At 49.3% G+C, this 14,146-nt stretch carries 16 protein-coding genes; 9 read left to right on the forward strand and 7 right to left on the reverse strand.

Annotated elements, in window-relative coordinates; all coding sequences use genetic code 11:
• Nucleotides 1–10 precede the first annotated feature (10 nt).
• Together trpB and trpA are read left to right on the forward strand one after the other, a co-directional pair.
• Nucleotides 11–1,204 carry a tryptophan synthase subunit beta gene (gene trpB, locus C1192_RS05800; protein WP_000209515.1) on the forward strand — a complete coding sequence of 398 codons (1,194 nt, stop codon included), beginning with the start codon at nt 11–13 and terminating at the stop codon, nt 1,202–1,204.
• Nucleotides 1,204–2,010: a tryptophan synthase subunit alpha gene (gene trpA, locus C1192_RS05805; RefSeq protein WP_038354653.1), complete on the forward strand. Its 807-nt coding sequence runs from the start codon at nt 1,204–1,206 to the stop codon at nt 2,008–2,010. Before trpB ends, trpA begins: the two co-directional genes overlap by 1 nt.
• Nucleotides 2,011–2,178: 168 nt before the next feature.
• Here trpA and ompW read toward each other — a convergent pair whose 3' ends face one another.
• Nucleotides 2,179–2,832, reverse strand: a complete 654-nt coding sequence (gene ompW / locus C1192_RS05810) for an outer membrane protein OmpW (protein WP_000737210.1) — start codon at nt 2,830–2,832, stop codon at nt 2,179–2,181.
• A gap of 516 nt (nt 2,833–3,348) precedes the next feature.
• Here ompW and C1192_RS05815 point away from each other — a divergent pair.
• From C1192_RS05815 to yciA, 3 genes are all read left to right on the forward strand, one after another.
• Nucleotides 3,349–4,092 carry a YciC family protein gene (locus C1192_RS05815; RefSeq protein WP_038354654.1) on the forward strand — a complete coding sequence of 248 codons (744 nt, stop codon included), beginning with the start codon at nt 3,349–3,351 and terminating at the stop codon, nt 4,090–4,092.
• 30 nt (nt 4,093–4,122) lie between these two features.
• On the forward strand, nt 4,123–4,662 hold the full coding sequence (locus tag C1192_RS05820) for a septation protein A (protein WP_000808656.1): 540 nt from the start codon (nt 4,123–4,125) through the stop codon (nt 4,660–4,662).
• 104 nt (nt 4,663–4,766) lie between these two features.
• Entirely contained in the window at nt 4,767–5,165 is a 399-nt protein-coding gene (gene yciA / locus C1192_RS05825; protein ID WP_000108161.1) for an acyl-CoA thioester hydrolase YciA, read from the forward strand.
• Nucleotides 5,166–5,204: 39 nt separating this feature from the next.
• Here yciA and tonB read toward each other — a convergent pair whose 3' ends face one another.
• Entirely contained in the window at nt 5,205–5,924 is a 720-nt protein-coding gene (tonB, locus tag C1192_RS05830; RefSeq protein ID WP_001516503.1) for a TonB system transport protein TonB, read from the reverse strand.
• Nucleotides 5,925–6,147: 223 nt separating this feature from the next.
• Between tonB and C1192_RS05835 the strand changes: the two genes are divergently transcribed.
• Nucleotides 6,148–6,444 carry a YciI family protein gene (locus C1192_RS05835; RefSeq protein WP_038354655.1) on the forward strand — a complete coding sequence of 99 codons (297 nt, stop codon included), beginning with the start codon at nt 6,148–6,150 and terminating at the stop codon, nt 6,442–6,444.
• A 319-nt stretch (nt 6,445–6,763) separates the two neighbouring features.
• Nucleotides 6,764–8,005 (forward strand): voltage-gated potassium channel protein, encoded by a 1,242-nt coding sequence (gene kch / locus C1192_RS05840; RefSeq protein ID WP_000020081.1) that lies wholly within the window; start codon nt 6,764–6,766, stop codon nt 8,003–8,005.
• A gap of 34 nt (nt 8,006–8,039) precedes the next feature.
• On the opposite strand, the gene C1192_RS25080 is transcribed toward kch, so the two are convergent.
• Nucleotides 8,040–8,213, reverse strand: a complete 174-nt coding sequence (locus tag C1192_RS25080; protein WP_122983112.1) for a YciY family protein — start codon at nt 8,211–8,213, stop codon at nt 8,040–8,042.
• 142 nt (nt 8,214–8,355) lie between these two features.
• On the opposite strand from C1192_RS25080, the gene cls reads away from it, so the two are divergent.
• Together cls and C1192_RS05855 are read left to right on the forward strand one after the other, a co-directional pair.
• The gene (cls, locus tag C1192_RS05850; RefSeq protein WP_000214527.1) at nt 8,356–9,816 is read left to right on the forward strand and encodes a cardiolipin synthase; all 1,461 of its coding nucleotides are present in this window, start codon (nt 8,356–8,358) and stop codon (nt 9,814–9,816) included.
• Nucleotides 9,817–9,850: 34 nt separating this feature from the next.
• Nucleotides 9,851–10,180 (forward strand): HI1450 family dsDNA-mimic protein, encoded by a 330-nt coding sequence (locus tag C1192_RS05855; RefSeq protein WP_000366964.1) that lies wholly within the window; start codon nt 9,851–9,853, stop codon nt 10,178–10,180.
• Between the two features lie 50 nt (nt 10,181–10,230).
• Here the strand turns inward: C1192_RS05855 and oppF are convergent, their stop codons facing one another.
• The 4 genes from oppF to oppB are packed head-to-tail and all read right to left on the reverse strand — an operon-like array spanning nt 10,231 to nt 14,100.
• The gene (gene oppF / locus C1192_RS05860; protein ID WP_038354656.1) at nt 10,231–11,235 is read right to left on the reverse strand and encodes a murein tripeptide/oligopeptide ABC transporter ATP-binding protein OppF; all 1,005 of its coding nucleotides are present in this window, start codon (nt 11,233–11,235) and stop codon (nt 10,231–10,233) included.
• Nucleotides 11,232–12,245: a murein tripeptide/oligopeptide ABC transporter ATP-binding protein OppD gene (gene oppD, locus C1192_RS05865; protein ID WP_000110968.1), complete on the reverse strand. Its 1,014-nt coding sequence runs from the start codon at nt 12,243–12,245 to the stop codon at nt 11,232–11,234. The genes oppF and oppD overlap by 4 nt, the downstream gene beginning before the upstream one ends.
• Nucleotides 12,246–12,256: 11 nt before the next feature.
• Nucleotides 12,257–13,165, reverse strand: coding sequence for an oligopeptide ABC transporter permease OppC (oppC, locus tag C1192_RS05870; RefSeq protein WP_038354657.1), 909 nt, complete (start codon nt 13,163–13,165; stop codon nt 12,257–12,259).
• Nucleotides 13,166–13,179: 14 nt separating this feature from the next.
• Nucleotides 13,180–14,100 carry an oligopeptide ABC transporter permease OppB gene (gene oppB / locus C1192_RS05875; RefSeq protein ID WP_038354658.1) on the reverse strand — a complete coding sequence of 307 codons (921 nt, stop codon included), beginning with the start codon at nt 14,098–14,100 and terminating at the stop codon, nt 13,180–13,182.
• Nucleotides 14,101–14,146 lie beyond the last annotated feature (46 nt).

Raw genomic sequence — 14,146 nt, forward strand, 5'->3', positions numbered from 1 at the left:
GAAAGGAACAATGACAACATTACTTAACCCCTATTTTGGTGAATTTGGCGGCATGTACGTGCCACAAATCCTGATGCCTGCTCTGCGCCAACTGGAAGAAGCCTTCGTCAGCGCGCAAAAAGATCCTGAGTTTCAGGCGCAGTTTAACGACCTGCTGAAAAATTATGCCGGGCGTCCGACCGCACTCACCAAATGCCAGAACATCACGGCGGGAACTAACACCACGCTGTACCTGAAACGTGAAGATTTACTCCACGGCGGCGCGCATAAAACCAACCAGGTGTTGGGGCAGGCATTGTTGGCAAAGCGGATGGGTAAAACCGAAATCATCGCGGAAACCGGGGCCGGTCAGCATGGTGTGGCTTCTGCGCTTGCCAGCGCCCTGCTCGGTCTGAAATGTCGCATCTATATGGGTGCCAAAGATGTCGAACGCCAGTCGCCAAACGTTTTTCGGATGCGCTTAATGGGTGCAGAAGTGATTCCTGTACATAGCGGTTCCGCAACACTGAAAGATGCCTGTAACGAGGCATTACGCGACTGGTCTGGTAGCTACGAAACTGCTCACTATATGCTGGGTACTGCTGCCGGCCCGCACCCTTACCCAACCATTGTGCGAGAGTTCCAGCGGATGATTGGCGAAGAAACGAAAGCGCAAATTCTGGAAAGAGAAGGTCGCCTGCCGGATGCCGTCATTGCCTGCGTTGGCGGCGGCTCGAATGCTATCGGTATGTTTGCTGATTTCATTAATGAAACTGACGTCGGTCTGATAGGTGTTGAGCCAGGTGGTCATGGCATCGAAACCGGCGAGCACGGTGCACCGTTGAAACATGGTCGCGTGGGCATCTATTTCGGTATGAAATCACCGATGATGCAGACCGAAGACGGGCAGATTGAAGAGTCTTACTCCATTTCTGCCGGTCTGGATTTCCCGTCCGTCGGCCCACAACATGCGTATCTCAACAGCATTGGGCGCGCAGATTACGTTTCAATTACCGATGATGAAGCACTGGAAGCGTTCAAAACACTGTGCCTGCATGAAGGGATCATCCCGGCGCTGGAATCCTCCCACGCCCTTGCCCATGCACTAAAAATGATGCGCGAAGCCCCAGAGAAAGAGCAACTGCTGGTGGTTAACCTTTCTGGCCGCGGCGATAAAGACATCTTCACCGTTCACGATATTTTGAAAGCACGAGGGGAAATCTGATGGAACGCTATGAAACTCTGTTTGCCCAATTGAAGGGGCGCAACGAAGGCGCATTTGTTCCTTTTGTTACCCTCGGTGACCCCGGCATTGAACAGTCGCTGAAAATTATCGATGCCTTGATTGAAGCAGGTGCCGACGCGCTGGAGTTGGGCATTCCTTTCTCCGATCCGCTGGCTGATGGGCCAACTATTCAAAACGCAACCCTGCGGGCTTTTGCCGCAGGCGTAACTCCGGCTCAGTGTTTTGAAATGCTGGCGCTGATTCGCCAGAAGCACCCAACCATTCCCATTGGCCTGCTGGTGTATGCCAATCTGGTATTTAACAAAGGCATTGATGAGTTTTATGCGCAGTGCGAGAAAGTCGGCGTCGATTCGGTGCTGGTTGCTGATGTACCTGTAGAAGAGTCCGCGCCTTTCCGCCAGGCCGCGTTGCGCCATAACGTCGCACCTATCTTCATCTGTCCGCCGAATGCCGACGATGATTTGCTGCGCCAGATTGCCTCTTATGGTCGTGGCTATACCTATTTGTTGTCGCGTGCGGGTGTGACGGGTGCGGAAAACCGCGCGGCATTACCGCTTAATCATCTGGTCACGAAGCTGAAAGAGTATAACGCTGCGCCTCCATTACAAGGGTTCGGTATCTCCGCGCCGGAACAGGTAAAAGCGGCGATTGAGGCAGGCGCTGCGGGGGCTATTTCTGGGTCAGCAATTGTGAAAATCATTGAGCAACATATTAATCAGCCAGAGAAAATGCTGGCAGAGCTGAAAACGTTTGTTCGCCCGATGAAAGACGCCACGCGTCTTTGAGACTGATGACAAATGCAAAACTACCTGATGCGCTACGCTTATCTGGCCTGCACACACCATACAATACATTGATTTTTCAATATTTTGCAAGCCAAACAAGACGTTCACACCGCATCCGGCATCAACAAACCGCCAGAAAGTATCTGGCGGTTTGTTGATAGCAAAGAATTAAAAACGATAACCCGCAGAGAACATAAACACCCACGGGTCAAGGCGCACATGGTCAGAATAATGTCCTGCCGGCAGTACTGCGCCGTTGGATTTATATTTCACGTCGGTATCGATATCCATGTACCAGACCGACATATTAAGCAACCAGTCACGGTTGATGAGATAATCCAGACCAACTTGCCCCGCCACTCCCCATGAATCCTTCAGACTAAGATCGGATAATCCAAGACCTTCACCGGTATCATTGAAGTCATTATTAAAGAAGGTGGTGTAGTTAATACCAGCACCGACGTAAGGACGGAATTTACTGCTGGCATCACCAAAATACCACTGCGCCATCAATGTTGGCGGTAAATGGTGGACTGTCGCAATATCTCCGGTCGTGGCTGTGCCAACTTTATGGCGGAACGGTGATGCTGCCAGCAGTTCAACGCCAATGTTATCGGTCGCCATATAGGTAAAGGTCAGCCCCAGTTGGGTGTTATTGGTCACACTAAATCCACCCAGGCTTCCCAGAGTCCCACCCGCGCCTTCAGTTGGACGTACAGTCGCTGAACCTGCTCGAATGAAGAACTCACCTGCTTCATGCGCATAAACGCTGCCAGAGAGAAGTGTACTTACTGCCAATGCCGCCACTGTTAATTTTTTCATGCTCGCTCCGTCGTTATGGTTATAAAAACGTGACGAATATACCCACATTGGAGTAACAAGTGATCCTACACAGATCACACTACATTTTCTAAATCACCATTTATTGATCTGGATTAATTTAGAAGTTGCATTGCAAATCCTGGTTAATGTGATGTAAATCAATTCCACCGTATTTCACTCCAAATACATCCTTTTGCTACCTTATTGCCTCTTGAATCTGGTTCCTTTTTGCTCTGCCACCCCAAAAAACCGTCAGTGTGTCGCTCTGAAAAGCACCTCTGGAAAACGGTAAACTGCGGTATTTATGCAAACAGACCGTCCATATGGCAGAAATTTGCCATATCAGGAGAAGTCTGGGAAATCAACGAAACCTGTAATCGCGCCCACGCCCTCGGCGGATTACCAGTGCTTTACAAAGATATGCTTTTCCATACATGTCCTGATGCTGCCACTGAGAGGCTAACCAGGGTACAATTGCCCGCTAATTAACACCTGCATAAAACTCAAGGAGAGTGCATGTCTATCACGGCGCAGTCCGTATACCGTGACACCGGAAATTTCTTCCGTAATCAATTTATGACCATTCTGCTGGTATCACTGCTATGTGCATTTATCACAGTGGTGTCAGGACATGTTTTCTCACCCAGTGACGCACAACTTGCGCAGCTCAATGACGGTGTTCCCGTTAGTGGTAGCGGTGGGTTGTTCGATCTGGTACAAAATATGTCCCCGGAACAGCAGCAAATTTTGCTGCGTGCGTCTGCCGCGTCCACCTTTTCAGGATTAATCGGTAACGCCATTCTCGCGGGCGGCGTATTATTAATTATCCAGCTAGTGTCCGCAGGTCAGCGGGTCAGCGCATTACGGGCAATTGGCGCGAGCGCTCCGGTATTACCGAAGTTATTCTTGCTAATCCTTCTGACGACGTTAATTGTGCAAATAGGCATCATGCTGGTGGTCGTTCCTGGTATCATCATGGCCATCCTGTTAGCACTGGCCCCCGTGATGCTGGTCCAGGATAAAATGGGCGTTTTCGCCTCCATGCGCAGCAGTATGCGACTGACATGGGCGAATATGCGTCTGGTGGCACCTGCGGTATTGAGCTGGTTACTGGCAAAAACATTGTTGTTGATGTTTGCCTCTTCGTTTGCCGCATTAACCCCAGAAATTGGCGCTGTACTGGCGAACACCTTGAGCAATCTGATTTCAGCCGTATTGCTCATCTATCTGTTCCGCCTGTACATGTTAATTCGCCAATAATCCTGAAGCATTTGATTACGGAATCGTAAAATGAAGCAGTTTCTTGATTTTTTACCGTTGGTTGTCTTCTTCGCGTTCTACAAGATTTATGACATCTATGCGGCAACTGCGGCGCTGATCGTCGCCACGGCGATTGTGCTTATTTATAGCTGGGTTCGCTTTCGTAAAGTTGAGAAGATGGCCCTGATCACCTTTGTTCTGGTGGCCGTCTTCGGTGGTCTGACGCTGTTCTTCCACAATGATGAGTTTATTAAATGGAAGGTCACCGTCATTTACGCTCTGTTTGCCGGTGCCCTGTTGGTTAGCCAATGGGTAATGAAGAAACCGCTGATTCAACGTATGTTGGGTAAAGAGCTTACTCTGCCACAACCGGTGTGGTCGAAGCTGAATCTGGCCTGGGCAATCTTTTTTATCCTTTGTGGGCTGGCGAACATCTACATCGCATTCTGGCTGCCACAAAATATTTGGGTCAACTTCAAAGTGTTTGGTCTGACCGCCCTCACCTTAATCTTCACACTGTTAAGCGGTATCTATATCTATCGCCACATGCCACAGGAAGATAAATCATAATCTGCCAGCCAGTCCTGCGGGACTGGCGCTGCATCTCCTCTGTTCTCATCAGGAAAATCATAGTAGCATCGCGCCTGTGATTTTCCTTTTTAGTCGGTTTTACCATGTCAACAACACATAACGTCCCCCAGGGCGATCTGGTTTTACGAACTTTAGCCATGCCTGCCGATACCAATGCTAATGGCGATATTTTTGGTGGTTGGTTGATGTCGCAGATGGATATTGGCGGTGCCATTCTGGCAAAAGAAATTGCACACGGTCGCGTCGTGACCGTTCGCGTGGAAGGCATGACCTTTCTGCGACCTGTAGCAGTCGGTGATGTGGTGTGCTGCTATGCACGCTGTGTCCAAAAAGGGACAACATCGGTCAGTATCAATATTGAAGTGTGGGTGAAAAAAGTGGCGTCCGAACCGATTGGGCAACGCTATAAAGCGACAGAAGCGTTATTTAAGTATGTCGCTGTTGATCCTGAAGGAAAGCCTCGCACTTTACCCGTTGAGTAATAGTCAAAAGCCTCCTGTTGGAGGCTTTTGAGTTTTTGCTTACTGAATTTCGGTGGTGCCATTAATTTTAAACAGAATGTTTACCACAATTCCACTCCCTGGTTTACCCGGCTCGTAACGCCATCTGCGCATCGCGTTTTTCACTTCACGCTCAAACATATTCGCAGGTTTGGCAGAAAGAATTTGTACGTTATCCACCCGGCCATCCGGTGTAACGTCAAACTTAACCTTGACCTGCCCTTCAATGCGCAATGCCTGCGCGCGCGCTGGATACTGCGGCTGATTACGGCTTAGTGCGCGCGGACCTGACGCCACACTGGTAACTGGCTTGCTGCTTGCAGCCGTTGCCGTACTGGATGTCGGGCGAGTCGGTGCCGTATTTTCAAACGGTGACGCCGGGCGCGATTCTACCGGTTTAACATCGCGTTTTGGCTGTTCCTGCACCTTTTTCACCGGCTTCGGTTTTGGCTTAGGTTTCGGCTTCGGCTTTTCAATGACCACCGGCGCTTCTTTTGGCGGCTCTGGTATCGGCTCAGGTTCCGGCTCTGGCTCCACCACCGGCTCTGGCGGCGGTTGAACAGCTTGTGGCGGTTCAAGATCCGCTGGTGCAACCATGGTGACAGAAATCGGCTGCGCAGGCGCAGGTAGTTCAATAACCTGATGTACCGAGGTATAGAGTAGACCCGCCACAACAGCACCATGAATGCAGACCGAAAGTAACGTCGGCCAGGGGAAGCGGCGAGGTAAATCAAGGGTCATTGAAGTCATAATCGTTTCAGTAGAAAAACCAGGCCTCGATTTTAAATGCAAATAGCAATCATATTCAATAAGGCAAGGCGATCAGGATCAGTGAAAATGCATTTTTTGGCTCAATTGACCTTACTTTAAGTACAGCCTTAACAAAGACATCATCTTTCCGTTGCAGATCTTTGTCCTTTCAAATAACGTACTTTACAACTTTTCCGAACAAGGAGTTGCGCCCGTGTTGTATGTTATTTACGCTCAAGACAAAGCCGATAGCCTCGAAAAACGTCTTTCCGTTCGTCCGGCACATTTAGCACGTTTACAGTTACTGCATGATGAAGGCCGTTTACTGACGGCGGGACCAATGCCTGCGGTTGATAGCAATGATCCGGGTGCCGCAGGTTTTACCGGATCGACGGTGATTGCTGAATTTGAATCTCTGGAAGCAGCGCAAGCCTGGGCCGATGCCGATCCTTACGTAGCGGCCGGTGTATATGAACAAGTATCAGTGAAACTCTTCAAAAAAGTATTCTGAACATTTTCTCTTCTTCTAAGGGGCACGATGGTGAAAATCGTGCCCTTATTTATTGTTTCCTGACTTAGGTACACCACACAATGATTGCTCCAGGAGCAACAAACAGTTAATAACTTTATCTGTATATCCTGATATATCATCAGCATATTCAGGGGAAAAATACATAATATCCTCCCCTTATGCGACAGAGCGCCTTAAAACCTTTGATTGCGACGGATAAAGTCATCTACTATTGATTAACACATTCGCGAGTCGTATGTATGTTCACATTATGTACGCGTAAAGATAATTAAACAAAATTGTGGTTACAGAGGTATCAGTGAGTCACTGGGCTACATTCCGGCAAACAGCGGTAAATTTATGGGTGACACTACGGCACGATATTATCGCGTTGGCCGTCTTTCTAAATGGATTGCTTATTTTCAAAACAATCTATGGCATGTCGGTCAATCTGCTCGATATTTTCCATATCCAGGCATTTTCAGAACTTGACCTCTCCCTTCTGGCGAATGCCCCTCTGTTTATGCTGGGTGTCTTTCTTGTACTGAACTCAATCGGCTTGCTGTTTCGGGCAAAACTGGCGTGGGCGATCAGTATCATTTTATTGCTGATTACACTTATCTACACTCTACACTTCTATCCCTGGCTGAAATTCAGCATTGGGTTTTGCATCTTTACACTGGTGATTTTGCTGGTGCTGCGCAAAGACTTCTCCCACAGTAGTGCCGCAGCCGGAACAATTTTCGCTTTTATTAGTTTTACGACGTTACTGTTTTATTCCACCTATGGCGCGCTTTATTTAAGCGAAGGTTTTAATCCGAGAATAGAGAGTCTGATGACGGCCTTCTATTTTTCGATAGAAACGATGTCAACGGTGGGCTATGGCGATATCGTCCCTGTTTCTGAATCGGCACGTCTGTTTACTATTTCGGTTATTATTTCCGGCATTACTGTTTTCGCCACCTCCATGACGTCTATTTTTGGTCCGCTTATCCGCGGAGGATTCAATAAACTTGTGAAAGGAAACAAGCATACGATGAATCGTAAAGATCACTTTATTGTTTGCGGGCACTCCATTCTGGCAATCAACACGATTCTGCAACTGAATCAACGCGGACAAAATGTGACTGTTATCAGTAATCTGCCAGAAGATGACATCAAACAACTCGAACAGCGATTAGGTGACAATGCTGATGTTATTTCCGGGGACAGCAATGACAGTTCGGTATTAAAGAAAGCGGGAATCGATCACTGCCGGGCTATTCTGGCGCTCAGTGATAACGATGCAGATAACGCTTTTGTCGTCCTGTCGGCTAAAGATATGAGCAAAGATGTCAAAACAGTGCTTGCCGTCAGTGATAGCAAAAATCTCAACAAAATTAAAATGGTACATCCGGACATCATTCTCTCGCCGCAACTGTTCGGCAGTGAAATCCTGGCGCGTATTCTCAATGGTGAAGAAGTTAATAATGATATGCTCGTCTCAATGTTGCTGAACTCCGGGCATGGTATTTTCAGCGATAAGAACGACGATGATGGCAACGAAACTGTGAAAAAATAAAACCGGATGGGCACCGTGATGGTGCCCGGCTCATTCAGATATTGTAGATCGCAAACAATAACGAGTTACGCTGTTTGTTTAGAAGGCACTTCCTGATGCTGTGGATACGCATATTTCGGCGCGACTGCCCCTCAAGCCAACGCGATTTCCGTCGGCTAGCCTGACGCTGCATGCGCCAGCGCCCCACTTCCGTTCTACTCCGCTTCATGTTAACTACTCTATGCAATAACAGAGTGGTCATTATACCTCCGCCCCCGACGCTGACCAGTGCTTTTCCGGTGTTTTTATTTGCCAGATGAATCCATATGCGTAAACTCATAACAATGCGCTTTCAAAAGGATTTCTAATCTATGACAACCGTTTATACGTTGGTGAGTTGGTTGGCCATTCTGGGATACTGGTTGCTCATTGCAGGCGTAACATTACGCATTCTAATGAAACGACGCGCCGTTCCCTCCGCTATGGCCTGGCTGTTGGTCATTTACATTCTGCCTCTGGTCGGAATTATTGCCTATCTGGCAGTCGGTGAACTGCATTTAGGCAAGCGCCGCGCCGAACGTGCAAGAGCGATGTGGCCTTCTACGGCTAAATGGCTTAACGATCTTAAAGCCTGTAAACACATTTTCGCGGAAGAAAATAGCAGTGTCGCCGGACCGTTATTTAAGCTCTGCGAGCGCCGTCAGGGTATCGCGGGCGTTAAAGGTAACCAACTGCAACTGATGACCGAGTCTGATGATGTGATGCAGGCGTTGATCCGTGACATCCAACTGGCTCGCCATAATATTGAGATGGTGTTTTACATCTGGCAGCCCGGCGGCATGGCAGATCAGGTGGCTGAGTCGTTGATGGCCGCAGCCCGCCGCGGTATTCATTGCCGACTGATGCTCGACTCTGCCGGGAGTGTGGCTTTCTTTCGCAGCCCGTGGCCGGAGCTGATGCGTAATGCTGGTATCGAAGTGGTCGAATCCTTAAAGGTTAACCTGATGCGCGTATTTTTACGCCGCATGGATCTGCGCCAGCACCGCAAGATGATCATGATTGATAATTACATTGCCTATACCGGTAGCATGAATATGGTCGATCCACGTTTCTTCAAACAGGATGCGGGAGTAGGACAATGGATTGACCTGATGGCCCGCATGGAAGGTCCTATTGCTACCGCCATGGGGATTATTTATTCCTGCGACTGGGAGATTGAAACCGGAAAACGCATTCTGCCACCGCCGCCTGATGTCAATATTATGCCGTTTGAACAGTCCAGCGGGCATACGATCCATACCATAGCTTCTGGCCCCGGCTTCCCGGAAGACCTGATTCACCAGGCGTTACTCACCGCTGCATATTCAGCACGCGAATATTTAATCATGACGACGCCCTACTTCGTGCCCAGCGATGACTTACTTCACGCGATTTGCACAGCAGCACAGCGCGGAGTTGATGTCAGTATTATTCTGCCGCGTAAAAATGACTCAATGCTGGTAGGCTGGGCCAGCCGCGCATTCTTTACTGAACTGTTGGCCGCTGGGGTTAAAATTTATCAGTTTGAAGGCGGGTTATTACATACCAAGAGCGTGCTGGTCGATGGCGAACTAAGTCTGGTGGGGACTGTGAACCTTGATATGCGCAGCCTGTGGTTAAATTTTGAGATCACGCTGGCGATCGACGATAAAGGTTTTGGTGCTGACCTGGCTGCTGTTCAGGACGATTATATCTCGCGCTCACGTCTGCTTGATGCGCGGCTGTGGGCAAAACGACCGCTCTGGCAGCGCGTTGCCGAGCGACTGTTTTACTTCTTCAGTCCGTTGCTGTAAAACGTCGCCAACAGATGTTAAACGGGTAGTGACTATGGATATGGATTTAAACAATCGCCTGACTGAAGATGAAACGCTTGAGCAGGCTTATGATATTTTTCTCGAACTGGCCGCAGATAATCTCGATCCGGCGGATGTTCTGCTGTTCAATCTTCAGTTTGAAGAACGTGGCGGTGCGGAGTTATTCGACCCGGCAGAAGACTGGCAGGAACATGTTGATTACGATTTGAACCCGGACTTTTTTGCAGAAGTGGTGATTGGTCTGGCGGACAGTGAAGATGGTGAAATTAACGATGTTTTCGCCCGTATCCTGTTATGTCGCGAAAAAGATCACAAACTTTGCCATATCATCTGGCGTGAATAAATATCGCTTTTGGTGTGAAAAAGGGCTGACGGTTGTCAGCCCTTTTGTTTTTAAAGCGGATCGACTTTCAGGCAAGAGACCGCATGTCTGAAACTGCCCTCCAGCACCGGGCGCGTTTTGGCACATTCCGGGCCGGCGATCGGGCAACGTGTGCGGAACACACAACCAGACGGAGGATTGATGGGCGAAGGCAATTCCCCTTCCAGTAACTGGATGGATTCGTTCTTCTCCAGATCCGGATCAGGAATTGGCACCGCCGACATCAAGGCTTTGGTATAAGGATGCAGCGGATTGTGGTAGACCTCATCATACGTCCCCAGCTCCACCGCGTGTCCGAGATACATCACCAGCACGCGATCGGAAATGTGTTTTACCACTGCCAGATCGTGAGCAATAAAAATTAATGACAATCCCATCTCACGTTGCAACTGCTGGAGCAGGTTCACCACCTGTGCCTGAATTGACACGTCCAGCGCCGAAACAGGCTCATCGCAGATAATCAGTTTCGGTTCAAGAATGAGTGCACGTGCAATTCCGATACGCTGGCACTGCCCCCCGGAGAACTCATGCGGATAGCGGTTAATCAGGTTAGGTAGCAAGCCGACTTTCATCATCATCGCCTTCACGCGCTCACGGACTTCCTGGCGTGACATTTTCGGATGATAGGTACGCAGCGGTTCAGCGATGATCTCGCCAATCGTCATACGTGGGTTAAGAGACGCCAGCGGGTCCTGAAAAATCATCTGGATATCACTGCGAACGGCACGCCATTCATCAGGCTTCATCCCTAACAACTCTTTTCCTAACCACGCGACGCGCCCATCGGTCGCTTTAACCAGGCCAATAATAGCGCGGGCAAAGGTGGATTTACCGCAACCGGATTCCCCTACTACGCCTAATGTCTCCCCTTCATAAAGTCGAAGTGTGACTCCATCAACGGCTTTCAGGGTTTTCGCCGGTTGCCAGAACCACTGTTTGCCATCTTTAATCTCAAAGTGAACTTTCAGATCGGCAATTTCCAGGAGAACTTTTCTTTCTTCCGTAACAGTATTCATAACAGTTCCCCCACTGGTTTAAAACAGGCGCGCAGGCGACCTGGCGTGAACTCTTCCAGCGGCGGCGCACTGCTACAAATTTCCATCGCATGTGGACAGCGCGGCTGGAACGGGCAACCTTTTGGTAAACGTAGCAGGTTTGGTGGATTTCCCGGTATGGTCAACATAGCTTCACCTTCCGCATCAAGACGCGGCACCGCATTGAGTAAACCGATAGAGTAAGGATGAACGGGCTGATAAAAGACATCGCGCGCGTTGCCGTATTCCATGGTGCGCCCGGCGTACATCACCAATACTTTGTCACAAATCCCCGCCACCACACCCAGATCGTGGGTGATCATAATGATGGCAGTATTGAATTCCCGTTTCAGGTCATTCAATAGCGTCATGATTTGCGCCTGCACAGTCACGTCCAGCGCGGTGGTAGGTTCGTCAGCAATCAGCAATTTAGGCCGACACAACAATGCCATCGCAATCATTACACGCTGACGCATACCGCCAGAAAATTCATGCGGGAACATCTTCATGCGCTTACGCGCTTCCGGCATTTTTACGGCATCAAGCATCCGCACCGACTCTTCAAACGCTTCAGCCTTGCTCATACTCTTATGCAGCATCAGCACTTCCATCAACTGCTCACCGACGCGCATATACGGGTTCAACGAAGTCATCGGGTCCTGAAAAATCATCGAGATTTGTTCAGCGCGCAGTTTATTGAGTTCGCGTTCTGGCAGGTTGAGGATCTCACGGCCATTAAAAGTGGCCGATCCACCAATGTGTCCGTTCGCGGCCAGCAGCCCCATTAAAGCAAACGCAGTTTGCGACTTACCGGAACCAGACTCACCCACGATACCCAACGTTTCTCCGGCACGCAGAGAAAAATTCAAATCATTGACCGCTGTGACGTCGCCGTCCGGGGTACTAAATGTCACTCGCAAATCCTTCACGTTCAGCAGTGCGTTAGCCTGTTGCTGTGCAAGCGGTACGGTTGCAGTTTCAATTACGCTCATGGCTGCACTCCTTAACGATCTTTCGGGTCGAGGGCATCACGTAAGCCATCCCCGATAAAGTTGAAACAAAACAGCGTCACCACAAGGAAACCGGCCGGAAACAGCAGCAACCAGGGCGAGACTTCCATCGAGTTCGCACCATCACTTAGCAATGCGCCCCAACTACTTAACGGCTCTTGCGTACCCAGCCCCAGGAAGCTAAGGAAAGACTCAAAGAGGATCATGCTTGGCACCAGTAGCGATGCGTACACCACCACTACGCCGAGCACGTTCGGCACAATGTGGCGAATCACGATACCGGGCGTAGAGACTCCACCAACTTGTGCTGCCTCAATAAACTCTTTGCGCTTCAGACTAAGGGTTTGCCCACGTACGATACGCGCCATATCCAGCCAGGAAACCATGCCAATCGCCACGAAAATCAGCAGAATGTTTTGGCCAAAGAAGGTCACCAGCAAAATGACGAAGAACATGAATGGGAAGGAATTGAGGATTTCCAGCAAACGCATCATTACCGAGTCCACCTTGCCGCCAAGATAACCGGAAAGCGAACCGTAAAGCGTACCTACGACTACAGCCACCAGCGCCGCAGCAACCCCGACCATGAGTGAGATACGCCCACCAATTGCAACACGTACCAGCAGATCGCGTCCGGATGAGTCAGTACCAAAGTAGTGACCGGACTCCATATCTGGAGCGCTGGACATCATCGCCCAATCGGTATCGTCATAGGCAAATTGCGAAAGCATCGGTGCCAGGATAACAAACAGAGCAATCAGCACCAGTACAATGAAACTGGCGACCGCCGCACGGTTATGCATAAAACGACGGCGTGCGTCCTGCCATAAACTGCGCCCTTCGACCTCCAGCTTTTCACTGAAATTTTCCAGCGTCTCGCTGTTTTTCTTACTTAACATCATCGCGAGCTCCAGTATCAGTAACGGATTTTCGGGTCGATAACCGCATATAGCACATCGACAATGGCATTGAACAAAATGGTTAATGCACCAACCAGAATGGTCAGGCTTAAAACCAATGAATAGTCACGGTTCAACGCGCCATTAACAAACAATTGCCCGATCCCAGGTAAACCATAAATGGTTTCGATGACCATAGAACCGGTAATAATGCCGACAAATGCGGGTCCCATATATGAAAGTACGGGTAACAGCGCAGGTTTTAATGCGTGGCGAAGGATAATTCTGCGCATAGGTAAACCTTTCGCGCGGGCAGTGCGAATAAAGTTGGAGTGTAAAACTTCAATCATTGAACCACGGGTAATACGCGCGATACTGGCGATATAGGCGAGTGACAACGCCACCATCGGTAATATCATGAATTTCAGCGCCCCGCCATTCCATCCGCCGCCGGGTAGCCAATGCAAAATGATCGCGAATATCATGACTAATAATGGCGCAACCACAAAACTGGGGATAACCACCCCGGTCATTGCCAGCCCCATCACGGTATAGTCCCATTTGGTGTTTTGTTTTAATGCGGCAATAACGCCAGCACTCACACCCAGCACCACCGCGAGGAAAAATGCAGCGGCACCCAATTTTGCAGAAACAGGAAAACTGGATGCTACCAGGTCATTGACCGAATAATCTTTATATTTAAAAGACGGACCGAAATCGCCATGCACCAGTTGTTTCAGGTAGCTGAAATACTGTGTCATGATCGGATCATTAAGATGATATTTCGCTTCGATATTGGCCATCACTTCTGGCGGTAACGTGCGTTCACCAGTAAAAGGACTTCCCGGGGCGAGGCGCATCATAAAGAACGAAATAGTAATAAGAATAAATAGCGTCGGAATCGCTTCCAGACAGCGACGTAGAATAAATTTTAACATTGCCGTACCTTCTGGCCTGTGCCTTCTGTAATGCGATAAAAACCAG

The sequence above is a fragment of the Escherichia marmotae genome, assembly GCF_002900365.1.
Lineage (GTDB): Bacteria > Pseudomonadota > Gammaproteobacteria > Enterobacterales > Enterobacteriaceae > Escherichia > Escherichia marmotae.

Excerpts from the sequence above, each read along its gene's own strand:
- C1192_RS05855 (WP_000366964.1), top strand. The coding sequence starts at position 9,851 with ATGGATATGGATTTAAACAATCGCCTGACTGAAGATGAAACGCTTGAG.
- oppB (WP_038354658.1), bottom strand. The coding sequence starts at position 14,100 with ATGTTAAAATTTATTCTACGTCGCTGTCTGGAAGCGATTCCGACGCTA.
- oppC (WP_038354657.1), bottom strand. The coding sequence starts at position 13,165 with ATGATGTTAAGTAAGAAAAACAGCGAGACGCTGGAAAATTTCAGTGAA.
- trpB (WP_000209515.1), top strand. The coding sequence starts at position 11 with ATGACAACATTACTTAACCCCTATTTTGGTGAATTTGGCGGCATGTAC.
- yciA (WP_000108161.1), top strand. The coding sequence starts at position 4,767 with ATGTCAACAACACATAACGTCCCCCAGGGCGATCTGGTTTTACGAACT.
- C1192_RS05820 (WP_000808656.1), top strand. The coding sequence starts at position 4,123 with ATGAAGCAGTTTCTTGATTTTTTACCGTTGGTTGTCTTCTTCGCGTTC.
- trpA (WP_038354653.1), top strand. The coding sequence starts at position 1,204 with ATGGAACGCTATGAAACTCTGTTTGCCCAATTGAAGGGGCGCAACGAA.
- cls (WP_000214527.1), top strand. The coding sequence starts at position 8,356 with ATGACAACCGTTTATACGTTGGTGAGTTGGTTGGCCATTCTGGGATAC.
- C1192_RS05815 (WP_038354654.1), top strand. The coding sequence starts at position 3,349 with ATGTCTATCACGGCGCAGTCCGTATACCGTGACACCGGAAATTTCTTC.
- oppD (WP_000110968.1), bottom strand. The coding sequence starts at position 12,245 with ATGAGCGTAATTGAAACTGCAACCGTACCGCTTGCACAGCAACAGGCT.
- tonB (WP_001516503.1), bottom strand. The coding sequence starts at position 5,924 with ATGACCCTTGATTTACCTCGCCGCTTCCCCTGGCCGACGTTACTTTCG.
- C1192_RS25080 (WP_122983112.1), bottom strand. The coding sequence starts at position 8,213 with ATGAAGCGGAGTAGAACGGAAGTGGGGCGCTGGCGCATGCAGCGTCAG.
- oppF (WP_038354656.1), bottom strand. The coding sequence starts at position 11,235 with ATGAATACTGTTACGGAAGAAAGAAAAGTTCTCCTGGAAATTGCCGAT.
- ompW (WP_000737210.1), bottom strand. The coding sequence starts at position 2,832 with ATGAAAAAATTAACAGTGGCGGCATTGGCAGTAAGTACACTTCTCTCT.